At 62.7% G+C, this 26,473-nt stretch carries 17 protein-coding genes; 13 read left to right on the top strand and 4 right to left on the bottom strand.

Annotated elements, in window-relative coordinates:
* Positions 1–27: 27 nt before the first annotated feature.
* From AB8A23_RS20355 to AB8A23_RS20380, 6 genes are read left to right on the top strand one after another with little or no spacing between them, the layout of a single operon-like run.
* Positions 28–5,247, top strand: a complete 5,220-nt coding sequence (locus tag AB8A23_RS20355; protein ID WP_439058416.1) for an alpha-2-macroglobulin family protein — start codon at positions 28–30, stop codon at positions 5,245–5,247.
* Positions 5,244–7,451 carry a penicillin-binding protein 1C gene (pbpC, locus tag AB8A23_RS20360; protein ID WP_439058415.1) on the top strand — a complete coding sequence of 736 codons (2,208 nt, stop codon included), beginning with the start codon at positions 5,244–5,246 and terminating at the stop codon, positions 7,449–7,451. The genes AB8A23_RS20355 and pbpC overlap by 4 nt, the downstream gene beginning before the upstream one ends.
* A gap of 50 nt (positions 7,452–7,501) precedes the next feature.
* The gene (locus AB8A23_RS20365; protein ID WP_120289647.1) at positions 7,502–9,244 is read left to right on the top strand and encodes an ArnT family glycosyltransferase; all 1,743 of its coding nucleotides are present in this window, start codon (positions 7,502–7,504) and stop codon (positions 9,242–9,244) included.
* Positions 9,244–10,086 (top strand): phosphatase PAP2 family protein, encoded by an 843-nt coding sequence (locus tag AB8A23_RS20370; RefSeq protein WP_439058414.1) that lies wholly within the window; start codon positions 9,244–9,246, stop codon positions 10,084–10,086. Before AB8A23_RS20365 ends, AB8A23_RS20370 begins: the two co-directional genes overlap by 1 nt.
* 56 nt (positions 10,087–10,142) lie before the next feature.
* On the top strand, positions 10,143–10,898 hold the full coding sequence (locus AB8A23_RS20375) for a glycosyltransferase family 2 protein (protein ID WP_120289651.1): 756 nt from the start codon (positions 10,143–10,145) through the stop codon (positions 10,896–10,898).
* On the top strand, positions 10,899–11,237 hold the full coding sequence (locus AB8A23_RS20380) for a lipid-A-disaccharide synthase N-terminal domain-containing protein (protein ID WP_089264280.1): 339 nt from the start codon (positions 10,899–10,901) through the stop codon (positions 11,235–11,237).
* Positions 11,238–11,263: 26 nt separating this feature from the next.
* On the opposite strand, the gene metC is transcribed toward AB8A23_RS20380, so the two are convergent.
* On the bottom strand, positions 11,264–12,460 hold the full coding sequence (gene metC / locus AB8A23_RS20385; protein WP_231080654.1) for a cystathionine beta-lyase: 1,197 nt from the start codon (positions 12,458–12,460) through the stop codon (positions 11,264–11,266).
* A gap of 335 nt (positions 12,461–12,795) precedes the next feature.
* On the opposite strand from metC, the gene AB8A23_RS20390 reads away from it, so the two are divergent.
* From AB8A23_RS20390 to AB8A23_RS20405, 4 genes are read left to right on the top strand one after another with little or no spacing between them, the layout of a single operon-like run.
* Complete coding sequence (locus AB8A23_RS20390; protein WP_439058413.1) at positions 12,796–13,812, top strand: amino acid ABC transporter substrate-binding protein; 1,017 nt, start codon at positions 12,796–12,798, stop codon at positions 13,810–13,812.
* A gap of 14 nt (positions 13,813–13,826) precedes the next feature.
* A complete protein-coding gene (locus AB8A23_RS20395) occupies positions 13,827–15,038 on the top strand; it encodes an amino acid ABC transporter permease (protein ID WP_439058412.1) in 1,212 nt (403 codons plus the stop codon).
* Complete coding sequence (locus tag AB8A23_RS20400) at positions 15,035–16,555, top strand: amino acid ABC transporter permease (RefSeq protein ID WP_439058411.1); 1,521 nt, start codon at positions 15,035–15,037, stop codon at positions 16,553–16,555. The genes AB8A23_RS20395 and AB8A23_RS20400 overlap by 4 nt, the downstream gene beginning before the upstream one ends.
* A gap of 6 nt (positions 16,556–16,561) precedes the next feature.
* Positions 16,562–17,308, top strand: a complete 747-nt coding sequence (locus AB8A23_RS20405) for an amino acid ABC transporter ATP-binding protein (RefSeq protein WP_439058410.1) — start codon at positions 16,562–16,564, stop codon at positions 17,306–17,308.
* An 11-nt stretch (positions 17,309–17,319) separates the two neighbouring features.
* Here AB8A23_RS20405 and AB8A23_RS20410 read toward each other — a convergent pair whose 3' ends face one another.
* The 3 genes from AB8A23_RS20410 to AB8A23_RS20420 form a co-directional block, all read right to left on the bottom strand.
* On the bottom strand, positions 17,320–18,360 hold the full coding sequence (locus tag AB8A23_RS20410) for a cysteine synthase A (RefSeq protein WP_439058409.1): 1,041 nt from the start codon (positions 18,358–18,360) through the stop codon (positions 17,320–17,322).
* A 125-nt stretch (positions 18,361–18,485) separates the two neighbouring features.
* Complete coding sequence (locus tag AB8A23_RS20415; protein WP_093758543.1) at positions 18,486–19,715, bottom strand: SAM-dependent methyltransferase; 1,230 nt, start codon at positions 19,713–19,715, stop codon at positions 18,486–18,488.
* 38 nt (positions 19,716–19,753) lie between these two features.
* Complete coding sequence (locus AB8A23_RS20420) at positions 19,754–20,065, bottom strand: hypothetical protein (RefSeq protein ID WP_320444183.1); 312 nt, start codon at positions 20,063–20,065, stop codon at positions 19,754–19,756.
* A 377-nt stretch (positions 20,066–20,442) separates the two neighbouring features.
* On the opposite strand from AB8A23_RS20420, the gene AB8A23_RS20425 reads away from it, so the two are divergent.
* From AB8A23_RS20425 to AB8A23_RS20435, 3 genes are all read left to right on the top strand, one after another.
* Positions 20,443–21,879 carry an efflux transporter outer membrane subunit gene (locus AB8A23_RS20425; protein WP_439060486.1) on the top strand — a complete coding sequence of 479 codons (1,437 nt, stop codon included), beginning with the start codon at positions 20,443–20,445 and terminating at the stop codon, positions 21,877–21,879.
* Positions 21,869–23,257: an efflux RND transporter periplasmic adaptor subunit gene (locus tag AB8A23_RS20430; protein ID WP_184516709.1), complete on the top strand. Its 1,389-nt coding sequence runs from the start codon at positions 21,869–21,871 to the stop codon at positions 23,255–23,257. The genes AB8A23_RS20425 and AB8A23_RS20430 overlap by 11 nt, the downstream gene beginning before the upstream one ends.
* A gap of 62 nt (positions 23,258–23,319) precedes the next feature.
* Positions 23,320–26,442, top strand: a complete 3,123-nt coding sequence (locus AB8A23_RS20435) for an efflux RND transporter permease subunit (protein ID WP_439058408.1) — start codon at positions 23,320–23,322, stop codon at positions 26,440–26,442.
* The last annotated feature ends 31 nt before the right edge of the window (positions 26,443–26,473 follow it).

Consider the following 26,473-nt stretch of genomic DNA (forward strand, 5'->3'; position numbering starts at 1 on the left):
GCATTCGTCCGTGCAGGGGAGTTGTCCATGATTGGTCTGGTTCGCGCCGTCACTGTCTGCGCCACGCTGGCGTTCGGCTTCGTCTCGGCTCACGCGGCCGACAAGGCTTTCCGACGGGATGAGCTGGCGGATTCCGCGATCAAGCTCGAGGCGCAGATCAAGAGCGAGGCGGGGCCTGTCGCCAAGAGCGCGGCAACTTTGCGCACCGACGCCGACGCCGCGTTCAAACGCTCGGATTTCCGCGCCGGTCTGCAGACGCTGGGCCAGATCGTGGCGATTGCGCCCGATGACAGCGCCAACTGGCTGCGGCTCGCCAAGACGATCTTCCAGATCCGCCCGGCAACCTCGTCCGAAACCACCTTCCTGCGCGAGCGCGCTGCGACGGCGGCCTATATCGCCTATCAGCGCGCCGGCAATGCCGGCGAGGAGGCCGAGGCGCTGGCCGTGCTTGGCCGGGCTATGGAAGAACGCAAGCTGTGGCGCCCGGCACTGGACGCGCTGCGCCTGTCGCTCGAGATGCGCGAGGTCGCCGACGTCCGCGGTCAATACGAGAAGCTGCGCGACGATCACGGCTTCCGGCTGCTCGATTACACAGTGGACTCGGATTCCGCCTCGCCGCGGGCCTGTTTCCAGTTCTCGGAAGAACTCGCCAAGCGGGTCGATTTCGCGCCGTTCCTGGCGCTCGCCGGCAGCGACAAGCCGGCATTGACCTCCGAGGAGAAACAGCTCTGCGTCGAGGGCCTCAAGCATGGCGAGCGCTACAATATCAACCTGCGGGCCGGTCTGCCGTCGACGGTGAAGGAGAGTCTGCCGAAGTCGGCCGAGTTCAACATCTACGTGCGCGATCGCAAGCCGTTCGTGCGCTTCACCGGCCGTGCCTATGTGCTGCCACGCACTGGCCAGCAGGGTATCCCCGTGGTCTCGGTCAACACCCAGGCGGTCACCGTCAACGTGTTCCGGATCGGCGACCGCAATCTGATCAACACTGTGATCGGCAGCGACTTCCAGACGGCACTGAGCAAGTACCAGCTCGAGAGCCTCGGCGATGAGCGCGGCATGAAGGTCTGGACCGGCGAGCTGGCCACGGCGTCGACGCTCAATGCCGACGTCACCACGGCATTCCCCGTCGATCAGGCCATCGGCGAGCTGCAGCCCGGCGTTTATGTCATGACCGCGGCGGCCAAGGGTCCGGGGTCTGGCAGTGGCGATGACGACGGCTCGCTGGCGACCCAGTGGTTCATCGTGTCGGATCTTGGTCTCACGGCCTTCTCGGGCAATGACGGCATCCATGTCTTCGTCAATTCGCTCGCTTCGACCGATCCGATGGCCAAGGCCGACGTCCGGCTGGTCGCGCGCAACAACGAGATTCTTGCGACCAGGAAGACCGACGACTCCGGCCATGTGCTGTTCGAGGCGGGGCTCGCCAAGGGCGAGGGCGGTCTGTCGCCGGCATTGCTGACGGTAACCAGCGACAAGAACGACTATGCGTTCCTGAGTCTCAAATCGAACGCCTTCGATCTCAGCGATCGTGGCGTCTCCGGCCGCGCGGTTCCTACCGGTGCCGATGCCTTCGTCTATGCCGAGCGCGGCGTCTATCGCTCCGGCGAGACGGTCTATCTCACCGCGCTGTTGCGCGACGGGCAGGGCAATGCCGTGACCTCGGGCCCAATGACTCTCGTGGTCGAGCGCCCCGATGGCGTCGAGTTCCGCCGCGCCGTCCTGCCTGACCAGGGCGCAGGCGGTCGCAGCCTGACGCTGCCGCTGAACTCTGCGGTCCCAACCGGCACCTGGCGTGTCCGCGCCTTCACCGATCCGAAGGCGCCATCGGTCGGTGAGACTACTTTCATGGTCGAGGATTACGTCCCGGACCGGATTGAATTCGATATATCTTCCAAGGACAAGCTGATCAAAGCTGATGCTCCCGTAGAACTTAAGGTCGATGGTCGCTTCCTCTATGGCGCGCCCGCGTCGGGCCTGCAGCTCGAAGGCGATCTGCTTGTCAGCCCTGCCGCGAACCGCCCCGGATTCGCTGGCTACCAGTTCGGCGTTGCCGACGAGGAAAGCGCCAGCAATGAGCGGACGCCGATCGAGGGCCTGCCGGAAGCCGATGCCAATGGCGTCGCGACGTTCCCGGTCAGCCTCGCCAAGCCGCCGTCTTCAACCCGTCCGCAGGAAGCGCAGATCTTCATCCGTATGACGGAAGCCGGCGGTCGTGCCGTCGAGCGCAAGTTCGTACTACCGGTTGCCCCCAGTGCACCAATGATCGGCGTGAAGCCGCTGTTCAAGGACAAGAACGTCGCCGAAGGGGATAACGCCGCCTTCGACGTCGTGGTCGTATCGCCCGAGGGAGCCTCGTTGGCACGCAGTGGCCTGCGTTATGAATTGCTCAAAATGGAATCCCGCTACCAGTGGTATCGGCAGAATTCGTCCTGGGACTATGAACCGGTCAAATCGACGAAGCGCGTCGCCGATGGCGATCTCACCATCGCCGCCAACGTGCCCGCGCGCATCTCGCTGCAGCCGCAGCCCGGCCGTTATCGGCTCGACGTGAAATCCAATGAAGCCGACGGCCCGATCACCTCGGTGCAGTTCGATGTTGGCTGGTATTCCGACGGCAGCGCCGATACGCCGGACCTGCTGGAGACCTCCATCGACAAGCCGGAATATCTGTCGGGCGACACCATGATCGTTTCGGTCAATGCCCGCACAGCCGGCCTTCTGACAATCAATGTGCTCGGCGACCGCCTGCTGACGACCCAGAGCATTCAGGTCAAGGAAGGCCAGTCGCAGATCAAGATCCCGGTCGGCAAGGACTGGGGCACAGGCGCCTATGTGGTGGCCACGCTGCGCCGACCTCTCGACGCCGCCGCCAAGCGGATGCCCGGCCGCGCCATCGGGTTGAAGTGGTTCGGTATCGACAAAAAAGCACGCACGCTCGACGTCGCACTGTCGCCGCCGGCGCTGATCCGGCCTAGCACGACGCTGAAGCTGCCGGTGAAACTCGGCGGGCTCAATCCCGGCGAGGACGCCAAGATCGTGGTGGCTGCGGTCGATGTCGGCATTCTCAACCTGACCAATTACAAGCCGCCAGCGCCGGACGATTACTATCTCGGCCAGCGCCGCATGACGTCGGAAATTCGCGACATCTATGGGCAGTTGATCGACGGCATGCAGGGCACCCGCGGTCAGTTGCGCACTGGCGGCGATAGTGCCGGCGCGCAGATCGAGGGCTCGCCGCCCACGCAGAAGCCGATGGCGCTATATTCCGGCATTGTCACTGTGGCTGCCGATGGCACCGCGCAGATCGAGTTCGAGATTCCGGAGTTCGCCGGCACCGCGCGCGTGATGGCCGTGGCCTGGACCGCGACCAAACTCGGCCGCGCCACTGTGGACGTCACGGTGCGCGATCCCGTGGTGCTCACTGCGACCCTGCCGCGGTTCCTGCTGTCCGGTGACAAAGGCACCATGAGCTTCGACCTCGACAATGTCGAAGGCGCACCGGGCGATTACACCATTGCCGTGAAGACCTCCGGCCCCGTCAAGTTGACCGGCAATCCGGCCACGACGATCAAGCTCGCCGCCAAGCAGCGGACCTCAATGGCGCTGGCCATCGATGCATCCGGTGCCGGCACGGCGCAGTTCGACGTCGATATCAAGGGACCGAACGGGCTGACACTGGCTCGGCACTATGTGCTCGACGTCAAGGCGGCGACGCAAGTCTTGGCGCGGCGCTCGATCCGCACGCTCGCGAAGGGCGAGAGCCTGACGCTGACGTCGGACATGTTCTCCGATCTCGTATCGGGCACCGGCGGCGCCTCGCTGTCGGTCAGCCTGTCCACAGCACTTGATGCAGCGACCATCCTGAAGGCACTGGATCGCTATCCCTATGGCTGCTCCGAGCAGATCACCAGCCGCGCGATGCCGCTCCTCTATGTGAATGATCTTGCGGCCGGCGCGCATCTGGCGATGGATACCGGTGTCGATCAGCGCATCAAGGACTCGATCGACAAACTACTGGCGCGTCAGGGCTCGAACGGTTCGTTCGGCCTGTGGTCGGCGGGCGGCGGCGATGCCTGGCTGGACGCTTACGTGACGGACTTCCTGACCCGCGCTCGCGAAAAGGGTTTTGTGGTGCCGGACGTGCTGTTCCGTGCCGCGCTGGACCGCGTGCGCAATTCGGTCGTCAATGCTGACGAGCCCGAAAAAGACGGCGGCCGCGATCTCGCTTACGGCCTCTACGTGCTGGCCAAGAACGGCACCGCGCCGATCGGCGACCTGCGCTATCTCGCGGACACCAAACTGAAGAACCTGGCGACGCCCATCGCCAAGTCGCAGCTGGCCGCGGCACTGGCGCTGGTCGGTGACCGGGCCCGTGCCGAGCGCGTCTACGCGGCAGCGGTCGAAAGCCTCGCGCCGAAGCCGATCATCGAGTTCGGCCGCGTCGACTACGGCTCCGCGCTGCGCGATGCTGCGGCGCTGGTCTCGCTTGCCAGCGAAGGCAATGCGCCGCGTGCAACGCTGACGCAGGCGGTCCAGCGTGTCGAGGCCGCGCGCGGCCTGACGCCGTTCACCTCTACGCAGGAGAATGCGTGGCTGGTGCTGGCGTCGCGTGCGCTGGCCAAGGAAGCCAACACGCTGGCGCTCGACGTCAACGGCTCGGCTGTGAAGACCGCGCTCTATCGCAGCTACAAGGCGGCGGAGATGTCCGGGCAGCCGATCAAGATCACAAACACCGGCGACACACCGGTGCAGGCGGTCGTCTCGGTGTCCGGTTCGCCGATCACGCCAGAGCCGGCGGCATCCAACGGCTTCAAGATCGAGCGCAATTATTTCACGCTCGACGGCAAGCCCGCGGATGTCACCAAGGCCAAGCAGAACGATCGCTTTGCCGTGGTGCTGAAGATCACCGAGGCCAAGCCGGAATACGGGCACATCATGGTGGCCGACTATCTGCCGGCCGGTTTCGAGATCGACAATCCGCATCTAGTGTCGTCGGGCGACAGCGGCACGCTGGACTGGATCGAGGATGGCGAAGAACCTGAGAACACAGAATTCCGCGACGACCGCTTCACCGCGGCGATCGACCGGAAGAGCGACGACAAGGCGGTGTTCACCGTCGCCTATATTGTTCGGGCGGTATCGCCCGGGAAGTACGTGCTGCCGCAGGCCTATGTGGAGGACATGTATAATCCGTCGCGCTACGGGCGGACGGGGACGGGCAGTGTCGAGGTCGCGAAGGCGAAATGAGCGAGGGCACGTCCACACCACACACTCCGTCATCCCCGGGCTTGTCCCGGGGATCCACGTCTTCTTGTGTGGATCGTGGGCAAGACGTGGATGGCCGGGACAAGCCCGGCCACGACGTGAGGAGAGGCTGGTGGCTTATCCGAAAGGCTGTCGCCGCTGCCACCGTAGTTGTGGTCCTGACTGGTGCAGCGACCGCCGCGTGGGTGGCCTCCCTCGGCCCTTTGCCGCTCGACCAGGCGCGCAAAATCTCCACCACCGTTATCGATCGCAACGGCAAGCTCCTGCGCGCCTATGCCATGTCCGATGGACGCTGGCGGCTGCCGGTCGACGCGAGGACGTCCGTCGACCCCGGTTATCTCAACATACTGCTCGGCTATGAGGACAAGCGCTTCTACAGCCATCATGGCGTCGATCCACTGGCGCTTGGCCGCGCCGCGCTGCAGCTCGTCACCCGCGGCGAGATCGTGTCGGGCGGTTCGACCATCACGATGCAACTTGCGCGGCTGATCGAACCACGGCAGCAACGCTCGATATCGGCGAAGATCAGACAAGCCGTCCGTGCGCTGCAGATCGAGCGGCAGATGAGCAAGGATCAGATCCTCGATCTCTATCTGGCGCTGGCGCCGTTCGGCGGCAATCTCGAAGGTCTTCGCGCCGCGTCGATCGCCTATTTCGGCAAGGAGCCCAAACGGCTGTCGCTGGCGGAATCTGCATTGCTCGTAGCGCTGCCGCAATCGCCGGAACACCGCCGGCTTGATCGCCATCCCGGCAATGCCCGCGTGGCGCGCGACCGCGTGCTCGAACGTATGGTCGGCGAGGGCAGGGTGTCGGCTGCCGATGCCATGCAGGCGAAATCCGTCAGCGTGCCAAAGCTGCGCAAGCCGATGCCGATCCTGGCGCCGCATTCGGCGGATCAGGCGACATCACTGCACAAGGATCGCCCCATCATCAAGCTGGCGCTCGATGCCGGCATCCAGCGGGCGCTTGAAGGCCTCGCACGTGATCGCGCCGCGGCACTGGGCAACAATATCTCCATCGGCCTGATCGCAGTCGACAACGAGAGTGGCGACGTGCTCGCCCATGTCGGTTCGCCCGACTATTTCGACGATCGCCGCGCCGGGCAGGTCGATATGACCCGCGCGGTGCGTTCTCCGGGCTCGACGCTGAAGCCATTCATCTATGGCCTCGCCTTTGAAGATGGCTTCGTGCATCCGGAAAGCCTGATCGAGGATCGGCCGGTGCGCTTCGGCAGTTACGCGCCGGAGAATTTCGACATGAGCTTTCAGGGCACCGTGCCGGTGCGCAAGGCGCTGCAGCTCTCACTGAATGTGCCGGCTATTGCGCTGCTGGATCGTGTTGGCGCGTCGCGGTTGTCGTCACGGCTCAAACAGGCGGGCGGCAATCTGGTGCTGCCGCCGGGTGAGGCGCCCGGTCTCGCCATGGGTCTCGGCGGCGTCGGCATTACGCTGCAGGACCTCGTCCAGCTCTATACGGGCGTGGCGCGGCTCGGCAGTTCGAAGCCGCTGCGGGAGATCATGCAGGCCAATGGCGGCGACGATCGCGAGTCGTTGCGGCTGATGGATCCGGTCGCAGCCTGGCAGGTTGGCAATGTCCTGATCGGCACGCCGCCGCCGGAGAATGCCGCGCATAACCGGATCGCCTTCAAGACCGGCACCAGCTACGGCTATCGCGACGCATGGTCGGTCGGTTTCGACGGACGCATGACCATCGGCGTCTGGGTCGGCCGGCCCGATGGCGCGCCGGTGCCCGGCCTGGTCGGTCGTACGGCGGCGGCTCCGATCCTGTTCGATGCCTTTGCCCGGACCGGCAAGCTGCCGGCTTCGTTGCCGAAGGCGCCCAAGGGCGTGCTGATGGCCAGTAATGCAAAATTGCCGCTGCCGCTGCGCCGGTTCCGCCCGGTCGGCGAGTTGATCCGTACCGGCAGCGATCAGGCCCTGCACATCCAGTTCCCGCTGAACGGTTCCCGGATCGATGCCAGTGGCGGCGAGGGGCAGCTTTCGGCCGTACCGGTCAAGGTGGCCGGCGGGGTGCTGCCCATGACCGTTTTGGTCAACGGCATGGCCGCCGGGGAACTCGACAGCCGGCGCCAGCGGCTGGTCGATCCGCCTGGTCCGGGTTTCGTCCGGCTGACGGTCATGGACGCCATGGGCACCGCAGACACAGTTGTGGTCAGAATCCAATAAGCACGGGCTAACTGGTTGTCCGGTCGGCGGTTTCAGCGTATGCGACAGGCATGGCCGAGACCTATCCAAGACCCCGATTTGGCGCCCCGCGCGAGCCGAAAACCCGTGTCGATCCAGGCAGCAGACTGGTGCGCGTGCTGGATTTCGTCAGCTCCGGCCATGCCCGCGCAGTCGCGTTCCTGACCATTTGCGGGTTCCTGTTCTTCCTGCCGGGCTTCTTCACCATCCCGCCGATTGACCGCGACGAAGCGCGTTTTGCGCAGGCGACCAAGCAGATGGTCGAGACCGGCGATTTCGTCGACATCCGGTTCCAGGACGAGGTCCGCTACAAGAAGCCGGTCGGCATCTACTGGATGCAGGCGGCCGTAGTCGAGACCGCCGAGGCGCTGGGCTTGCAGAACGCCGAAGTCCGCATCTGGCTCTATCGGGTGCCATCGCTGATCGGCGCCATTGGTGCAGTGCTGCTGACCTATTGGACCGCGCTGGCTTTCCTGGCGCGGCGCGGCGCCGTGCTGGCTGCGTTGATCATGTGCAGTTCGGTCTTGCTCAACGTCGAGGCCCGGCTCGCCAAGACCGACGCCATGCTGCTGCTGACGGTCATTGCCGTGATGGGCGCGATGGCGCGAATTTACCTGGCGTGGCAGCGCGGCGAGGAGGCCGACAAGTCGCGCTGGCAGGAGCCGGCGGTGTTCTGGACGGCCATGGCGATCAGCATTCTGGTCAAGGGCCCGCTGATCCTGATGTTCGTCGGGCTGACGATCATTGCGCTGGCGATCATGGATCGCTCGGTCGCATGGCTGTGGCGATTACGGCCGCTGGTCGGCGTCATCTGGATGCTGTTCCTGGTGCTGCCGTGGTTCGTCGCGATCTTCCTGAAGTCCGGGCAAGCGTTCTTCTCCAATTCGCTCGGTGGCGACATGCTGAGCAAACTGGCTGCACAAGAATCCCACGGCGCGCCTCCGGGCATGTATTTCCTGCTGTTCTGGATCACCTTCTGGCCCGGGGCACCGCTGGCCGGTATGGCCACGCCGGCGATCTGGCGCGCGCGCCGCGAGCCCGGCGCACAATATCTGCTGGCCTGGCTGATCCCATCCTGGATCGTGTTCGAAGTCGTGATGACCAAGCTGCCGCATTACGTGCTGCCGCTCTATCCGGCGATCGCCATCCTCGTCATCGGCGCGCTTGAACGCCAGGTGCTGGCGCGCAATTGGCTGGCGCGCGGCGCGGCTTGGTGGTTCGCGATCCCGGCGCTAACCGCTGTGGTCGCCGAGATCGGTGCCGTCGCGATCGTCCGCCACCCGGTGTTTCTGGCCTGGCCATTTGCCGCCGCAGCACTGGTGTTCGGCCTGTTTGCCTGGTGGCTGTATGATAACGCCCGCGCAGAACGCTCGTTGCTGAATGCGGTTGTGGCCTCATTGTTCATGAGCGCCGCCTTTTATGGCGTGCTGCTGCCGTCGCTCCGACCGCTGTTTCCGAGTGTGCAGATCGCACGTGCGCTGCGTAACGTGGTCTGCGTCGGTCCCAAGGCTGCGGCAGCGGGATATCACGAGCCGAGCCTGGTGTTCATGACCGGCACATCCACACAACTCACTGATGGTGCCGGCGCGGCGGATTTCCTGGGGCAGGGCAGCTGTCGCTTCGCGCTTGTCGAATTGCGTTCGGAGCGCCAGTTCGCGATGCGCGCCGAGGCCATCGGCCTGCGCTACAACATGGCAACCCGCATCGACGGCTATAACTTCTCGCAGGGCAAAGCGATTTCGGTGGCGATCTATCGCTCCGAAGGGACCGAGTAATGGTAGCCCCGGACAAATCGCAGCCACAGACCTATCTGTCGCAACTCGTTGCGCTGGTCTGGCAGTCATTCGCACAGCTTGTTCGCGCACCGTCGCATTCGCGGCGTGCCGAAGCTGCTCGTTATTGGGCGCGCCGTTCGCTGGTGCTTGGCGCCGTGACCGCCGTGATCATCATCGCGCTGATGTTCATCGTCGATGCCACCGAGATCGGACTGATGCCGGCGCGGGGCACGGCCGGCCTGTGGCCGCTGCGTATCTTCACTGACTTCGGCAAGGACGAATATGTCCTGCTGGCGTTGTTCGCGTTTATGATCGTTCTGGCCCTGCTGGCGCCACTGCGGCACGGCACGTCGCGCGCCGTACTTGTCAGCTTCGGCACGCGCATTCAGTACATCTTCCTGTCCGTCGCGCTGTCGGTCTTCGTGGCTGAAATCATCAAAGGCATGCTCGGCCGTGGCCGACCTTTCGTCAGTGGCGCGGCAGACCCCTTTCACTTTTCGCATTTCGCCTGGACGCCAGCCTATGCCAGTTTCCCGTCGGGTCATGCGACCACGAGTTTCGCATTGGCTTTCGCGGTCGCCGCGCTTTGGCCGCGGCTGCGCACGGTGATGATCGTCTACGCCGTCGCCATCTGTGCCAGTCGGCTCGTCCTGCTGGCGCATCATGCCAGTGACGTGGTCGGCGGCGGGCTGGTCGGCTGGATTGGCGCCATGACGGTGCGATACTGGTTTGCGGCCCGGCATCTGGCTTTCACCATCCACCAGGACGGCACGATCGACCCGCTGCCAGGGCCGTCCGCAGGCCATCTCAAAAGGGTTGCCCGCGGGACCGCGGCCCCATAATAAGCGGTCTTCGCCGGGCCGGCTGCGACAAGTTCCCGCAGGACCGCCCTCCAACCATGAGCTCCGATTTGTCCGCTCCCGAAGCTGCCCCCGTCGACGTCTCCATTGTCGTGCCCGTGCGCAACGAGCAGGACAATGTCGCGCCTTTGATCGCCGAGATCACCGCCGCGCTCGACGGCCGCTGGCCCTATGAGATCATCTACGTCAATGACGGCTCCACCGACGCGACACCAGCACGGCTCGCCGAGTTGATGCAAACGCGCGCCAACCTGCGTCGCATCGACCACGCTGCGTCATCGGGCCAGTCGGCCGCCGTGCGAACCGGCGTGCGCAACGCCCGCGGCGCCATCGTGGCCACGCTGGACGGCGATGGCCAGAACAATCCGGCATTCCTGCCCAACCTGATTTTGGCCATTCAGGATGGCGGCGGACGTGTTGGTCTCGCCGCCGGGCAGCGCGTTGGCCGCAAGGATACCGGCTTCAAGAAAGCCCAATCGAAGATCGCCAATGCCGTACGCAATGCGATCCTCAAGGACGGTACCCGTGATACCGGCTGCGGTCTGAAGGCGTTCCGCCGTGATGTGTTCTTGTCGATGCCTTATTTCGATGGTCTGCATCGCTTCCTCCCGGCGCTGGTGCGTCGTGAGGGCTTCGACATCGCTTATGTCGATGTCACCGATCGGCCGCGCCATTCCGGTGTGTCCAATTATGGTTTTTTCGATCGGCTCTGGATCGGCATCATGGATCTCGCCGGCGTCTGGTGGCTGATCCGCCGCAAGCGTACGACGCCGGTCGCAACCGAGTTCAAATAAATGCTGATTCAATACGGTCAGGCGCTTGGCGACTATATCTACGACGTATTCGTCGCGAAGTTTGATTTCTGGCTCGCCTTTGGTTTGATCGCCCAGCTGCTGTTTACCGCGCGCTTTCTCGTGCAGTGGATTTCCAGCGAACGCGCCGGACAGAGCGTGGTGCCAATGGCCTTCTGGTTCTTCTCCATGGCCGGCGGGTTTATGACGCTGATCTACGGCATAGCCAAGCGCGAGCCGGTGATCATCCTCGGCCAGGCCTTCGCCACCGTGATCTATGTCCGCAACATCATGCTGATCATCAAGAACCGCGGCAGCGGATCGAAGACGCTCGAGAGCTGAGCGTCTTCGTCTGGCGTCCTCACCGATCAAAGCGCCGCATTGAACGCCGCCAGGCCTCGCTCCAGATCGGCCTTCAGATCATCGACACTTTCCAGCCCGATATGAAACCGCAGGGCCGGACCGCCGGGTGCCCATGTCGTCGCGCTCCGATAATCCGAGCAATCGAACGGGATGACGAGACTCTCGAAGCCACCCCAGGAGTAACCCATGCCGAACAGCTTGACGGTGTCGAGCAGGGCATCGACCGCTTTTTGCGGCGACGGCTTCAGGATGATGCTGAACAGGCCGGATGCGCCGGTGAAATCGCGCTTCCAGATGGCGTGGCCTGGATGGCTGGGCAAAGCGGGATGCAGCACCTTCAGCACTTCGGGGCGTGTCTCCAGCCACCGGGCCATCTCCAGCGCCGAGCGCTGATGATGCGCGAGGCGTACCGACATAGTGCGTAGTCCGCGCAGCGCGAGGAAGACGTCGTCCGGGCCTGCACATGTCCCGAGCAGCCTGATGCCTTCGCTGATCAGCGGCCACGCTGCGTCGTTGGCGGAGATGGTGCCGAACATGATGTCCGAGTGGCCGCCGATATATTTGGTCGCCGCCTGGATACTGATATCGACGCCCTGTTCGAGCGAGCGATGATAGAGCGGCGTGGCCCAGGTGTTGTCGTCGAGCACCAGCGCGCCGCGCGCATGCGCAATGCCGGCAATGAGAGGCACATCCGGCATCTCGAAGGATTGTGAGCCCGGCGCTTCGACCAGGACGGCGCGGGTATTCGATTTGAACAGCGCTTCAATGCCGGCGCCGATCAGCGGATCGAAATAGGTGGTCTCGATGCCGTAGCGTGCCAGCATGCCGTTGCAGAAATTGCGTGTCGGCCGATAGGCGCTGTCGCTGACGAGGAGATGATCGCCGGCCTTGAGCACCGAGAGCAGGGCGGTCGAGATCGCGGCGAGGCCCGATGGCACGAGCCCCACGCCGGCACATTTCGGGCCTTCCAGCGCCATCAACGCTTCCTGCAATGCCTTGGTGGTCGGCGTGCCGTGGCGGCCATACTGAAACTCGCCGCGATGCGCGTGGAGGTCGTCGGCGGTCGGATACAACACCGTAGAGCCACGCACGACCGGCGGATTGACGAAGCCCCGCTGCGATTTGGTGTCGCGGCCAGCGGTGACGATCACGGTGTCCGTGTTGAGCGAGGTGGTGCCGTGATTATCGTTCGAAGCTGTCATAATGGGGCCGCCGGTCTGCAGGTGTTGCAAGGCCATTGGCATCTGGGTTGCCGAATGGCTGGTTCCGTCACTAAGAGGACACAGCGGATGGCCGTCAACCCCTTGACCCGGCTGGCTGATCGTTCTCTGTTGCGGACCTCGCGATCCCCCGCGGCACGTTGGGGGCCTGCCGCGAAATCTGCGATTTCCTGCTGATTCGTGCGGTCTTTTTAGATCGTCTCTGCTGTCGTTCGCCTTTCCGGTCGGGCCATTCACGGCTATGGAACTGATCCGTAGGCTCGTCATTCAATTCTTTGCGTCGACCGAGCGTCCTGACGTCCCCAAAGAGGCCTTACATGAAACGCGCAACCTTGATGTTCTCTCTCGCTCTTGCCGCCAGTCTGACCGCGCAAGGCGCATCTGCGCAGACGCTCAAGACCGTGAAGGACCGCGGCATGCTGTCCTGCGGCGTCACCCAGGGCTTGCCTGGTTTCTCGGCGCCGGATGACAAGGGCAACTGGGTCGGCTTCGATGTCGACCTGTGCCGCGGCATCGCGGCCGCGATCTTCAACGATGCCACCAAGGTGAAATATGTGCCGCTCTCGGCGAAGGATCGCTTTACTGCCTTGCAGTCCGGCGAGATCGACGTGCTGTCGCGCAATACGACCTGGACCCTGTCGCGCGATACGTCGCTTGGCGTGAACTTCGCCGGTATCAACTACTATGACGGCCAGGGTTTTCTGGTTCGCAAGGCGCTCAAGGTGAACTCGGCACTCGAGCTCAACAGCGCCTCGATCTGCCTGCAAACCGGCACCACCAACGAGCAGAATGTTGCCGACTATTTCAAGGGCAACAACATGAAGTATGAAGTGATCGCGTTCTCGACCGCCGACGAGACTATCAAAGCCTATGAGTCCGGTCGCTGTGACGTCTTCACCGCTGATCTCTCGCAACTTTATGCGGAACGCCTGAAGCTCACCGTGCCTGCCGATCACGCAGTGTTACCTGAAGTGATCTCCAAGGAGCCGCTCGGCCCGCTGGTACGCCATGGCGATGATCAGTGGCTGGATGTGGTGCGCTGGACGCTGTTCGCCATGATCAATGCGGAGGAGCTCGGCATCACGCAGAAGAACGTCGATGACCAGGCAAAATCCGACAGGCCGGAGCTGAAGCGTATCTTTGGCACCGACGGCAATCTCGGTGAAACGCTGGGCCTCACCAAGGACTGGTTTGCGCGCATCATCAAGGCGACCGGCAATTACGGCGAGGTGTTCGACCGTAATGTCGGCGCAGGCTCGAAGCTAGGGATCTCGCGCGGACTGAACCAGCTCTGGAACAAGGGCGGCATCCAATACGCACCGCCGATCCGCTGAGCGCATCATCGCCCGTGGCGACATCGACCGAAGCCAGAAAACCGCCGCTGCAACTCGCTGCAAAACTGCGACGTGTGCTGGGCGGGCAGGCGGGCTGGAGCGGCTTTGTGCTCCAGATCGTGTTTGTCGCGGCGCTGGTCTGGATCGGCTATGAGATCGTCGAGAATGCACGCTCCAATCTGGCCGCGCAGAAGATCGCATCCGGCTTCGGATTCCTGTCAAACACCGCGGGCTTTGCGGTCAGTCAGGCGCTGATCCCGTATTCGGAATCCGACACCTATCTGCAGGTGTTCTTTGTCGGCCTCGTGAACACGCTGGTCGTGTCGCTGATTGGCATATTCTTTGCGACCATCATCGGCTTCATCGTCGGGCTCGGCCGGATGTCGCCGAACTGGCTGCTGGCGCGGATCGCAGGCGGTTATGTCGAACTGATCCGTAACCTGCCGCTGCTGTTCCAGATCCTCTTCTGGTATCTCGCCGTGCTCGCGACACTGCCGCAGCCGCGGCAGAGCATCTCGTTGCTGGACAGTTTTTTTCTCAGCAATCGCGGCTTTGGATTGCCAAAGCCGATCGGGACGGAGGCTTTCACGGCGTTCGCGGTCGCTGTGATCGTTGCGATCATCGCCGCGCTGGTGTTGCGCGTTTATGCGCGACAGCAGCTCTTCGCCAAGGGGCGTGTAATAGCCGTCTGGCCGATGACCTTGGGCTTGCTGGTCGGCTTGCCATTGCTGACGGTGCTCGTACTCGGCAAACCTGTGACGTTTGAGTATCCGGTACTGAGAGGCTTCAATTTCTCAGGCGGCCTGCGCGTACTTCCCGAATTCGTCGCGCTGACACTGGCGCTCTCGACCTACACCGCCGCCTTCATCGCCGAGATCGTGCGCGCGGGAGTCCAGTCGGTGCATAAAGGACAGACCGAAGCGGGCGCATCGCTTGGACTTAGCCGGGGTGCAACGCTGCGGCTGATCGTGGTGCCGCAGGCGATGCGCGTGATCCTGCCGCCGCTGACCAACCAGTATCTTAACCTCACCAAGAATTCGTCGCTGGCTGTTGCCATCGGCTATCCCGATCTGGTCTCGGTCTTTGCCGGGACGACCATGAGCCAGACCGGGCAGGCCATCGAGATTATCGCCATCACAATGGCGGTCTATCTCGTGATTTCACTGGTCACTAGCGCCATCATGAGCGCCTATGGCTGGCGGATCTCGCGGAGCATGGGCGCATGAGCGACACCAGCTTCGTTGCAAAAGAACTGGTTACAGAGCGCGCCGCTCCAGTGCGCAGCACGGGTTTCGTCGGCTTTGTGCAGACACGGTTGCTGAATTCACCGACCAATATTCTGCTGACTGTCGTCAGCCTGTTGCTGCTGTGGTTCACCATCGCGCCGACGGTGAAGTTCCTGCTGGTCGATGCGGTGTGGCGGGGCACGGACCGCACCGCGTGTCTGCCGGAGAACGTCGGTCGCCCGGTGGGCGCGTGCTGGCCGTTCGTGCAGGCCAAGTTCACACAATTCATCTACGGCTTCTATCCGGAGCCGGAACGCTGGCGCGTCAACCTGACATTCTTGCTCGGTGCATTATTACTTCTACCGCTGCTGATCCCGCGTCTACCCGCGAAGAGCGTGAATGCCGGACTGTTCTTCCTTGCCTTCCCTGTCGTAGCGTTCTTCCTGCTGTATGGCGGTGGCATCAATGGCTTCGGAATCAGTTGGGCCGCGGATTTTCTGTCGACCGTCGCGGTCCACATCACGGATGTGGGTCGCCGGCTCAAGGGCGTGGGCCTTCTGTCCGATATAGCTGTCATCGGTTATCCGCTGACGCTGATAGGCGACGGCGTCGTAGCATTCGGCGACGGCCTGCAACTCGTCGCGCTGCCGTTTGAGTGGTTACGCAACGAAGGCGTCAATCATGGCAAACCTGTCTGGTTCGAACTGACGACAACCGCCATCATTGTCTCGCTACTTATCTTCTTGTTGAACGGCCACTTCCGCAGCGGCTGGCGTGCGCTGGCCAACAGTATCTCCGTCTTCGCTGGCATCGCCGTCGTCATCGCCCTGCTGCGGCTTGATCGTGGCGGATTGCCGATCGTCGATACGCGGCTCTGGGGGGGATTGCTGGTGACGCTGGTGGTTTCGATCACCGGCATCGTGACGTCGATGCCCGTTGGTATCGCGCTGGCGCTCGGCCGACGCTCGACCATCCCGCTGATCCGGCTGTTCTCGATTGCCTTCATCGAATTCTGGCGCGGCGTGCCGCTGATCACCGTATTGTTCTTTGCCACTTACATGCTGCCGCTGTTCCTGCCTGGCAATTTCACTGTCGATGGCCTGGTGCGTGCGCTGATCGGCATCGCGCTGTTTGCCGGCGCCTACAATGCCGAGGTGATCCGCGGCGGGTTGCAGGCGATCCCGCGCGGTCAGGCGGAGGCGGCAAGTGCGCTGGGCCTGTCCTGGTGGAAGACCACGCGTCTGGTGGTGATGCCGCAGGCGCTGCGGCATGTCATTCCCGGCCTCGTCAACAGCTTCATCGCGCTGCTGAAGGATACATCGCTGGTGTCCATCGTCGCGCTGTTCGATCTGCTAGGTCAGCTACGCGCATCCTTTGCCGATCCGAACTGGTCGACGCCGACGACCTTGTTCACCGGCTTTGCCTTTGCCGGCATCATGTATTTCGTGATGTGCTTCGGCATCTCGCGCTATTCGCTATTCGTCGAGCATCGGCTCAATGTGCATCGACGGAGCTGAGGTGACATGTCCGTATCCGTGAATCCCATCGTCTCGGTTGCCGGCCTCAACAAATGGTTCGGCGATTTCCACGTGCTGCGCGACATCGATCTTGCGGTCGGCCGCAGCGAGCGCATCGTGATCTGCGGGCCGTCGGGCTCGGGCAAATCGACGCTGATCCGCTGTATCAATGCGCTGGAGGAGTTTCAGGAAGGCCGCATCGCGGTCGACGGCATCGAACTCGGCCCTAACCTGCGCCGCGTCGACGATATCAGACGCGATGTCGGGATGGTGTTCCAGAGCTTCAATCTGTTTCCGCATCTGACCGTGCTTGAGAACTGCACGTTGGCGCCAATCTGGGTACGGCATATGCCGAAGAAGGACGCCGATGCTGCGGCGATGAAATATCTGGAGCGGGTGCGCATTCCGGACAAGGCCAATGCCTATCCCGGTCAGCTCTCCGGTGGCCAGCAGCAGCGTGTGGCGATCGCCCGGGCGCTGACGATGACGCCGAAGGTGATGTTGTTCGACGAACCGACATCGGCGCTGGACCCGGAAATGGTCAAGGAAGTGCTCGACACCATGGTCGATCTTGCCAGCGAGGGCATGACCATGCTTGTGGTCACGCACGAGATGGGCTTTGCCAAGGAAGTCGCCAGCCGCGTGGTATTTATGGATGCCGGTCAGATCATCGAGGCGAATACACCGGACAAGTTCTTCGCCAATCCGCAGCATGCGCGGACAAAGCTGTTCCTGAGCCAGATTCTCCGCTGAGGCCTTGCGCCTCAGACTTTCTCGAACGGCACCGAGATATCGCTCTTCGTCTCCAGCCATGCCGGCACCGGCAGGTTCTTGCTGCGCATGAAGTCGGGATTGAACAGCTTCGACTGATAGCGGCCGCCGGAGTCGCAGAGAAGGGTGACGATGGTCTTGCCTGGGCCCAACTCCTTCGCGAGACGGATCGCGCCGGCGATGTTAATTCCGGTCGAGCCGCCGAGACAGAGGCCTTCGTGCTGGAGCAGGTCGTAGATGACGGCGACGGCTTCCTCGTCAGGGATCAAGAAGGCGGTATCGACCTTCGCAGTCTCGATGACCGGCGTCACGCGGCCAATCCCGATGCCTTCCGTGATGGAGTCGCCGGGCGTGGACTTGGCTTCGCCATGCTTGAACCAGTTATACATCGCAAAGCCATTTGGATCGGCGCAGGCCGTAATAATGTTGTTGTTCTTTTCCTTCAGGTAGCGGGTCGTGCCGGCTAGCGTGCCGCCGGTACCGACTGCCGAAATGAAGCCGTCCACCTTGCCGCCAGTCTGCTCCCAGATCTCGGGGCCCGTCGATTCATAATGGGCTTTGGCATTGTCGAGATTGTTCCACTGGTCGGCAAACAGAACGCCGTTCGGCTCGGTCTTGCGCAGCTGATCTGCGAGCCGTCGTCCGACATGTTGATAGTTGTTCGGATTGGCGAACGGCAGCGCGGGGACTTCGATCAGCTCGGCGCCGTTGAGCCGCAGCATATCTTTCTTTTCCTGGCTCTGCGTCTCCGGGATCACGATCAGCGTGCGATAGCCGCGCGCGCTCGCCACCACGGCGAGACCGATACCGGTATTGCCCGCAGTCGCCTCGACAATGAGACCGCCGGGCTTCAGATCGCCGCGCTTCTCGGCTTCAAGGATCATCCATTTGCCCGCGCGGTCCTTCACCGACTGGCCGGGATTCATGAATTCGGCCTTGCCGAGAATGGTGCAGCCGGTCAGTTCGGATGCGCGCTTCAGCTTGATCAGAGGCGTGTTGCCGATCGCCTCGACGACGTCTTTGTTGAAGGTCATGGTGCTGAAATTCTTCGCTCGGGTTGTCGATCTCGCGGCGACCCTAGTGGAGGCCGCCGGGCCAGACAAGGGAAGGGTCTGGCCTCAAGATCTGGTGCCGCAGTGCGGAAAGTCCAGAGCGCGGACTATGGGGCTTTTGCGAATACGACCTGGCGAACGTCGATATTCCCCGACAGGAAACCGGCCTCGCAATAGGCCAGGTAGTATTCCCAGAGCCGCCGGAATCGGTCGTCGAAACCGAGCGGCGTCAGGCTTGGCCAGGCCGCGCGGAAACTATCTCTCCAGGTCGCCAGCGTCTTGGCATAATCCAGTCCGAATATGCGTTCTTTGATGACAGGAACGCCGTATCTGGCCCCGAGGGATTTCAGGATTTCCGGCGACGGCAGCATGCCGCCGGGAAAGACGTAGCGCTGAATGAAGTCGACCTCGCGCCGATAGGTCTGGAAGAACTTGTCTTGGATCGTGATGGCCTGGATACCGATCAATCCGCCGGGCAGCAGCCGGTCGCGCAATTGTGAGAAATACTGCGGCCAGAACTGTTCGCCGACGGCCTCGATCATCTCGATCGAAGCGATGCGGTCATACTGTCCACGTTCGTCGCGATAGTCCTGAAACTTGATCTCGACCTTGTCGCCAAGGCCCGCGTCCTGCATCCGCTTACGTGCGAAATCGCGTTGCTCGGTCGAGATGGTGAGACCGGTGACATGCGCGCCGTAGTTTTTCGCGGCATATTCGGCAAAGCCACCCCAGCCGCAGCCGATCTCCAACACCTTCTGGCCGGGCTTCAGATCGATTGCTTCTGCAAGCCGGCGATATTTGTTGTTTTGCGCGGCCGTGAGATCCTGCGTACCGTCTTCGAAAATCGCGGACGAATAGGTCATGCTCGGATCGAGCCACGCAGAATAGAACGCGTTGCCGATGTCGTAGTGCGCGTAGATGTTCTTGCGAGCTTGCCGCTTGGTGTTGCGATTGAACCAGTGACGAACGATCTGGACGAAGCGCATCAGCGGATTGTTGCCGAGCATCACCTGAATGAGATCGTGATTGACGCAGAACAGATACAGGAATTGCGTGAGATCCGGCGTGTCCCATTCGCGGTGTAGATAGGCTTCCGCGATGCCGATATCGCCGCCATTCACAAGACGCGACGCGAACGCATAGCTGGTGATCGTCATCTCCGCGGCAGGACCAGGTTCCATGCCGCCGAGGCGGACACGCCGGCCATCGGGAAGTGTCACGTCGAGCGTGCCGCGGCGCAGACGTGAGCCGAAGCCCAATGCCAGCCGGACGATGCGCGGCAGATCGGGCAGCGCCTTGTCGACATTTTCCGGAGTGAGAACGATCAGATCAGACATGTGCAGATCCAGGGGAGTTCGTGGTTCTGTGCCCGAATTCAAGTCGCATGGAAGGATGTGGCCGCCGCTCTTTTGTCGAACAGGATCGTCTTTGTGCGCTGCGAAATTCGGTCAACGCGCGGACGATTTTGCAGGAGTATAAGCGCGGCCTTGTTTGCTCGCCAAGCGGGTATTTCTTGCATGGTTTGCTTCACGCGACACCAGGCGTATGCACCCTTGATCCAATAACCAGTCCATGCGTCGCAGAACCTGGTGCGGTGCTCGCCCTGAATCTGGTCGAGGCGCTTTCGCGCCGCGAGCGCCCTGGCGTCATCGTCGGCAATGCCCTGCAAACGGTTCATCCAGGTCACGGTTGGCATCCCCAGCGGCTTTCAAAATGGCGTCGACGGCGCAGGTGAACGCAATCCGGATGTCAGCAACAAATGAACACATGAAATCTTCGTAAGCCTGACCTGCCGGCGCTTCTGTCAGGGACCAAAAAACCCCACAAAATCGGGAGAATCTGTGCAAATCCACTCATTTGCGGGCATCCATCATTCGTGTCGCTTGCACGTTGCGACACGTAAGAACACTGTCCGCAGGATGATTGGGCCGCTAGAATGCGGGCTCGCTTCATTGACCAGCATCACCCGGTGAACGTGTCTCAGGCTGCATACTCCAACGCCCCGAATCTCGGCGCAAAGCGCGCGCGGCGGAGCCTTGTCCGGATGTTCGTGCGGTGAATCTCGTGTTCGCGAAAAAGATTGGGCGTTCGATCGTCGCCTTTGCCGTTGCTGCCAGTTCGGCAGGCTGCATTTTGACCAAGGATCTGCCTGATCCGGCCCTCGATATTCCCGAGGGCTATAAGGCGGCACGGCTGGCCAATCCGAACGGCGCCACGCCGACACTGGACTGGTGGCGCGGCTTTCGCTCCAGGGAACTGACGCAGCTGATGGAGGAGGCCCAGACGGTCAACCTCGATATCGCTGCGGCAACATCGCGAATCATGCAGGCCGATGCGCAGGCACGAATCACCGGCGCAGCGCTGCTGCCCAGCGTGAGCGGCGGCGGGCAGGAGACCTATTCGCGGACCTCGGGCTCAAGCTCTAGCGGCCTAACCAATGGCGGCCGCGAGGTGGTGACCTATTCTGCCTCGCTCTCGGCCAGCTATGAGATCGACTTCTGGGGCAAGAACCGCGACGCGGCGCTGGCTGCGGAAGAAACCTCGACGGCCAATCGCTTTGACCGCGACGTGGTGGCGCTAACCACTATGGCGGCTGTCGCCAATGCCTATTTCCAGGTGCTGACCTCGCAGGACCGCATTCGCACAGCGGAGCGCAACATCGCCAGCGCGCAGCGTATCCTTGATGCGATCAAACAGCGCTTCAGTGCCGGCACCGGCACCGATCTCGATGTCGCGCAGCAGGAAAGCGTGCTGGCCAATCAGCGCGCTGCGGTGCCGCCGCTGCGGACCACGCTGGCGCAGAACGTCAATGCGCTCGCGACGCTAGTGTCCCGCCCCCCTGAAAGCGTGCGCGTGGCCGGCGGGTCGCTGAACAATATCGCAGCCCCGCGCGTCACGCCCGGCCTGCCGTCAGAGCTGTTAACCCAGCGGCCGGATATCCGCCGGCAGGAGGCGCAATTGGCCTCGGCCACGGCCAATGTCGGCAGCGCCCGGGCGCAGTTCTTTCCGAGTATCCAGTTGACCGGCTCGGGCGGTTATCAGAGCGCAGCGCTGGCCTCGCTGTTCCAACCCAATGCCGCCTTCTTCAGCCTCGTCGGCGGCCTGACACAGCCGATCTTCGATGGCGGGCGCATCCAGGGCAATTTCGAGCTGACCCAGGCACAGCAGGACGAGCTCCTGCAGACCTATCGCAAGACGGTCGTGCAGTCCTTTGCCGACGTGGACAACGCGCTGGTCGCGATTCGCCAGACCACCGAGCGGCTGCGGCTGCAGCGTGAGGTGGTCCGGGCGTCCCGGCGGGCCTTCGAGCTGTCCGAGCAGCAATTGCGCGCCGGAACCGCTGACATCGTAACTGTGCTAAACACCCAGCTGACGCTGTTCCAGGCGGAAGATGTCCTGTCGCAGGCGCAACTGGCGCGACTGCAGGCGATCATCAGCCTCTATCAGGCGCTGGGGGGCGGCTGGGAGCCGAAAATGGAAAGACCGGTCAATGCTCTTTAAGCCGGAGTTGAAAGAGGCCGCGAAAGCGACGGGCGATGGTGTCGCCAAGGTCGCCGGCAAGGCGCGCCGCCGTACTGTGTCGATCGCCGTGACGCTGCTGATCCTCGGCGGGCTCGGCTATATCGGCTGGAACGCCTTCCAGCAGCGTCAGACTGCCAACCGCGGCGGTTTCCGGCCGGACATGATGACGGTGCCGGTGCTTGCGGCGATGCCGAAGATCCAGGACGTGCCGGTCTATCTCGATGGCGTCGGCTCGGTGAAGGCCTTGAACAACGTCACCGTGCGCGCGCAGGTCGACGGCAAACTGATCAAGGTCAATTTCAAGGAAGGTCAGGACGTCAAGGCTGGCGATGTGCTCGGCGAGATTGACCCGGTGCTCTACAAGGCACTGTACGATCAGGCTGTTGCGAAGAAGGCGCAGGACGAGGCGACGCTTGCCAATGCGCGGCTCGACCTGATCCGCTACCAGCAGCTCGCAACGTCAAACGCCGGCTCCAAGCAGCAGGCCGACACCCAGAAGTCTCTCGTTGCCCAGCAGGAGGCTCTGGTGAATGCCGATCAGGCTGCCATCGACAATGCCGCCGCAACGCTGAGCTACACCAAGATCATCGCGCCGCTCTCTGGCCGGGCCGGCCTGCGTCAGGTCGATCAGGGCAACATCATCCACGCGTCCGATACCACGGGCCTCGTGGTGATCACGCAACTGCAGCCTATCGCAGTACTGTTCAGCCTGCCGCAGCAGCAAATCGTTCGCGCCAACGCCGCTGCTGCCAAGGGCACGCTGATGGTCGATGTGTTCGGCAATGACGGCGTGACCGTCATCGACACCGGTACGCTCACCGGCATCGACAATCAGGTCGATACAACCACCGGCACAGTGAAGCTGAAGGCCGAATTCCCGAACCCGAATTATCAGCTCTGGCCCGGTCAGTTCGTCAATGTGCGGCTGAAGGTCGAGACCCTGAAGGATGCGATGGTGGTGCCGACCTCGGCCGTACAACGCGGTCCCGCCGGTACGTTCAGTTACGTGATCGAGGAGGGCGACATCGTCAAGGCGGTGCCGGTCACCGTAACGCAGCAGAACGAGACCACGGCCGTCATCGCCAAGGGCCTGTCGGCGACCGAGCGTGTTGTCACCACGGGCTTTGCCAATCTCGCAGAAGGATCGAAGGTGTCTGTCGGCACCAACGATCAGGAGCCGACCGCCGACTTGGCACCACGTAAGCGTGGCGGGGGCAAGGGCAATGATGCTGGCGAGCGTCGTGGCAAGCGCGGCCAGAATTCAGGTGGTGCGGGTGGCCAAGGCAATCCGCAGGCACCGATTGGCCAGACGCCGCCTCCAGCCAGCCCGAGCGCTGCGCCATCGGGAGCGAAGTAGCCATGATGTTCGCACGATCGATCGCTTGAGTTGATGATTTCGATACCAAAGAGCGCACAGTCATGAGCGTCTCGGAACCCTTCATCCGCCGGCCTATCGCGACGTCGCTGCTCGGCATCGCGTTGTTGATCGGTGGCGCGCTTGGCTACTTCGGGCTTCCGGTATCGGCGCTGCCGCAGGTCGATTTCCCGACCGTGCAGGTCTCGACGCAATTGCCGGGCGCGAGCCCCGAAGTGACAGCGTCGCTGATCACCGCGCCTCTGGAACGTCAGCTCGGACAGATTCCGTCACTGGCATCGATGACCTCGACGAGCTCGTTCGGCGTCAGCCAGATTTCGCTGCAGTTCGACCTGAACCGCGACATCGATGGCGCGACCCAGGACGTGCAGGCGGCGATCAATGCGGCCGCCGGCGTTTTGCCGAAAAACCTGCCATATCCGCCGGTCTACGCGAAGGTCAATCCGGCCGACGCGCCGGTGATGACATTGGCGCTGACCTCGGACACCATCTCGCTGCGATCGATGAGCGACCTGTCCGACACATTGCTGGCGCAGCGGCTCAGTCAGATTTCGGGTGTCGGCAAGGTTGCCGTGCTTGGCGGCTTGAAGCCAGCGGTGCGGGTGCAGGCGGATCTGGCGCGGCTCGCTGCCTACGGCATCGCGATGGAAGATCTGCGCGCAGCGATCGCCGGCGCCAATGTGTCGGGTCCCAAGGGCTCGCTCGATGGCGCGCAGCAGGCCTACACCATTGCCGCGAACGACCAGATTGCGGCGGCGGATCAGTATCGGCCGATCATTATCGCTTATCGCAACGGATCCCCTGTCACCATCGGCGACATCGCCCAGATTGTCGACGGCCTGGAAAACGACCGCACGGGCGGTTGGTATCAAGGCACGCCCGCCGTGATCATCGAGATCCAGCGTCAACCCGGTGCAAATGTCATCGAGGTCGTTCGCCAGATACGCGAGGAAATTCCGAAGGTGCAGCGCTCGATGCCGGCCGGTGTCAAGCTGACCATCGTGAGCGACCGCACCGTGACCATTCGCGCCTCGGTCCATGACGTGCAATTCACGCTGGTGCTGTCCGTGATCCTCGTGACTTTGGTGGTGCTGCTGTTCCTCCGGTCGCTGCGTGCAACGCTGATTGCCGGCGTAGCGCTGCCGCTGTCGCTGATCACGTCCTTCGGCGTGATGTATTTCGCCGGCTTCAGCCTCGACAATCTCAGCCTGATGGCGCTGACCATCGGCACCGGTTTCGTGGTCGACGACGCCATCGTGATGATCGAGAACATCGTCCGTCACATGGAAGATGGCGAGAGCCCGATGGAAGCGGCGCTGGCGGGAGCGAAGGAAATCGGCTTCACGGTGATCTCTCTGACGGTGTCACTGATCGCGGTGTTTATCCCGCTACTATTCATGTCCGGCCTCGTGGGCCGCATGTTCCGCGAGTTTGCGATGACGCTGACCATCGCCGTGGTCATGTCCGCCGTGGTCTCGCTGACGTTGACGCCGATGATGTGCTCGCGGCTTTTGAAGCACACCAAGGATGAATGGCAGGTGCCGGGTCTGGGAGCCGTTAGCCGCTTCATCGACCGTATGGTGGCATTCTATCACCGCACGCTGCTGTGGGTGTTGCAGCATCAGCCAGCGACGCTGGTCGTCACGTTCCTGACCATCGTTGCAACGCTGGGCCTCTATGTCATCGCCCCCAAGGGCTTCCTGCCGCTGCAGGACACCGCCTCGATCACGGCTGTGACGGAGGCTGGTGCCGACGTGTCCTTCGCAGAAATGCAGAGCCGGCAGGGCGCGGCAGCCGCAGCGATCCAGGCCGATCCGGATGTGACGGGAATCATCTCGGTGATCGGCGGCGGCTCGGTCAATCCGACCACCAATGTCGGCCGGCTGGTGATGACCCTGAAGCCGCGCGGCGAGCGCAAGGATGACATGACCGCCGTGATCGCGCGGCTCAAGGATCGCGTCGCGGCGATCCCGGGCATGACCGTGTATTTCCAGCCCGTCCAGGACATCCAGATCAGTACGCAGAGTAGTCGCTCGCAATATCAATATACGTTGACCGGGACTGATGCGGCGCAGGTGACCGAGTGGTCACAGAAGCTGGTTGCTGAATTGCGCCGCGATCCGATGTTTCGAGACGTATCCTCGGAAGCCCAGACCGGTGGACTGCGGGCCTCGCTCGATATCAACCGGCAGCGCGCCGGTCAGCTCGGCGTCAATCTGCAGGGCGTCACCGACACGCTGAATGACGCCTTCGCGCAGCGCCAGATTTCGACCATCTACGGACAGGCCAATCAGTACCGCGTTGTGCTGGAGGCATTGCCGTCACAGCAGCGCGATCCCGATGTGCTGTCGAAACTGTATCTGCCGGGTGTGGCCGGCGCGCAGGTGCCGCTGTCTGCCGTAGCTACATTGACGCGTACCACGGCGCCACTGGCGATCTCGCATCAGGCGCAATTCCCCGCGATCTCGCTCAGCTTCAACCTCGGGCCTAACGAGGCGCTCGGCGATGCGGTTGAGGAGGTCAAAAAGATCGAGACCCGGATCGGCATGCCGACCAGCATTGTCGGGATGTTCTCCGGCGATGCTGCGGAATTCTCCAAGTCGCTGTCAGGGCAGCCTTGGCTGATCCTCGCGGCGCTGGTGACGATCTATATTGTGCTCGGTGTGCTCTATGAGAGTTACATCCATCCGATCACCATTCTCTCGACGCTGCCGTCCGCCGGTGTCGGTGCGATCCTGGCCCTGATGCTGACCGGGCAGGACCTGTCGGTGATCGGCCTGATCGGCATCATCCTCTTGATGGGCATCGTCAAGAAGAACGCGATCATGATGATCGACTTCGCGCTGGATGCAGAGCGCAATCGCGGCATGGCACCGGAAGCGGCGATCGTCGAAGCCTGTCTACTGCGGTTCCGGCCCATCATGATGACGACGCTGGCGGCATTGTTTGGTGCGTTGCCGCTGGCGATCGAAAGTGGCACCGGCGCAGAGCTGCGCTTCCCGCTCGGTGTCTCGATCATCGGCGGTCTGCTGCTCAGCCAGATCCTGACGCTCTACACCACGCCGGTGATCTATCTGGCGCTGGATCGCATCAACCGCCGGTTCGAGAAGAGTGCGCCGCCCGTTGCGGGTGCAGCCGGAACGGCGGGAGCAGGGGGGCCGCCCTAGTGGCTTCCATCTCCATCTCAGCGCCATTCAT

It is taken from the genome of Tardiphaga sp. 619_E2_N8_4 (assembly GCF_051810905.1).
In the GTDB taxonomy this organism is placed as follows: domain Bacteria; phylum Pseudomonadota; class Alphaproteobacteria; order Rhizobiales; family Xanthobacteraceae; genus Tardiphaga; species Tardiphaga robiniae.

Excerpts from the sequence above, each read along its gene's own strand:
- AB8A23_RS20355 (WP_439058416.1), top strand. The coding sequence starts at position 28 with ATGATTGGTCTGGTTCGCGCCGTCACTGTCTGCGCCACGCTGGCGTTC.
- pbpC (WP_439058415.1), top strand. The coding sequence starts at position 5,244 with ATGAGCGAGGGCACGTCCACACCACACACTCCGTCATCCCCGGGCTTG.
- AB8A23_RS20365 (WP_120289647.1), top strand. The coding sequence starts at position 7,502 with ATGGCCGAGACCTATCCAAGACCCCGATTTGGCGCCCCGCGCGAGCCG.
- AB8A23_RS20370 (WP_439058414.1), top strand. The coding sequence starts at position 9,244 with ATGGTAGCCCCGGACAAATCGCAGCCACAGACCTATCTGTCGCAACTC.
- AB8A23_RS20375 (WP_120289651.1), top strand. The coding sequence starts at position 10,143 with ATGAGCTCCGATTTGTCCGCTCCCGAAGCTGCCCCCGTCGACGTCTCC.
- AB8A23_RS20380 (WP_089264280.1), top strand. The coding sequence starts at position 10,899 with ATGCTGATTCAATACGGTCAGGCGCTTGGCGACTATATCTACGACGTA.
- metC (WP_231080654.1), bottom strand. The coding sequence starts at position 12,460 with ATGACAGCTTCGAACGATAATCACGGCACCACCTCGCTCAACACGGAC.
- AB8A23_RS20390 (WP_439058413.1), top strand. The coding sequence starts at position 12,796 with ATGAAACGCGCAACCTTGATGTTCTCTCTCGCTCTTGCCGCCAGTCTG.
- AB8A23_RS20400 (WP_439058411.1), top strand. The coding sequence starts at position 15,035 with ATGAGCGACACCAGCTTCGTTGCAAAAGAACTGGTTACAGAGCGCGCC.
- AB8A23_RS20405 (WP_439058410.1), top strand. The coding sequence starts at position 16,562 with ATGTCCGTATCCGTGAATCCCATCGTCTCGGTTGCCGGCCTCAACAAA.
- AB8A23_RS20410 (WP_439058409.1), bottom strand. The coding sequence starts at position 18,360 with ATGACCTTCAACAAAGACGTCGTCGAGGCGATCGGCAACACGCCTCTG.
- AB8A23_RS20415 (WP_093758543.1), bottom strand. The coding sequence starts at position 19,715 with ATGTCTGATCTGATCGTTCTCACTCCGGAAAATGTCGACAAGGCGCTG.
- AB8A23_RS20430 (WP_184516709.1), top strand. The coding sequence starts at position 21,869 with ATGCTCTTTAAGCCGGAGTTGAAAGAGGCCGCGAAAGCGACGGGCGAT.
- AB8A23_RS20435 (WP_439058408.1), top strand. The coding sequence starts at position 23,320 with ATGAGCGTCTCGGAACCCTTCATCCGCCGGCCTATCGCGACGTCGCTG.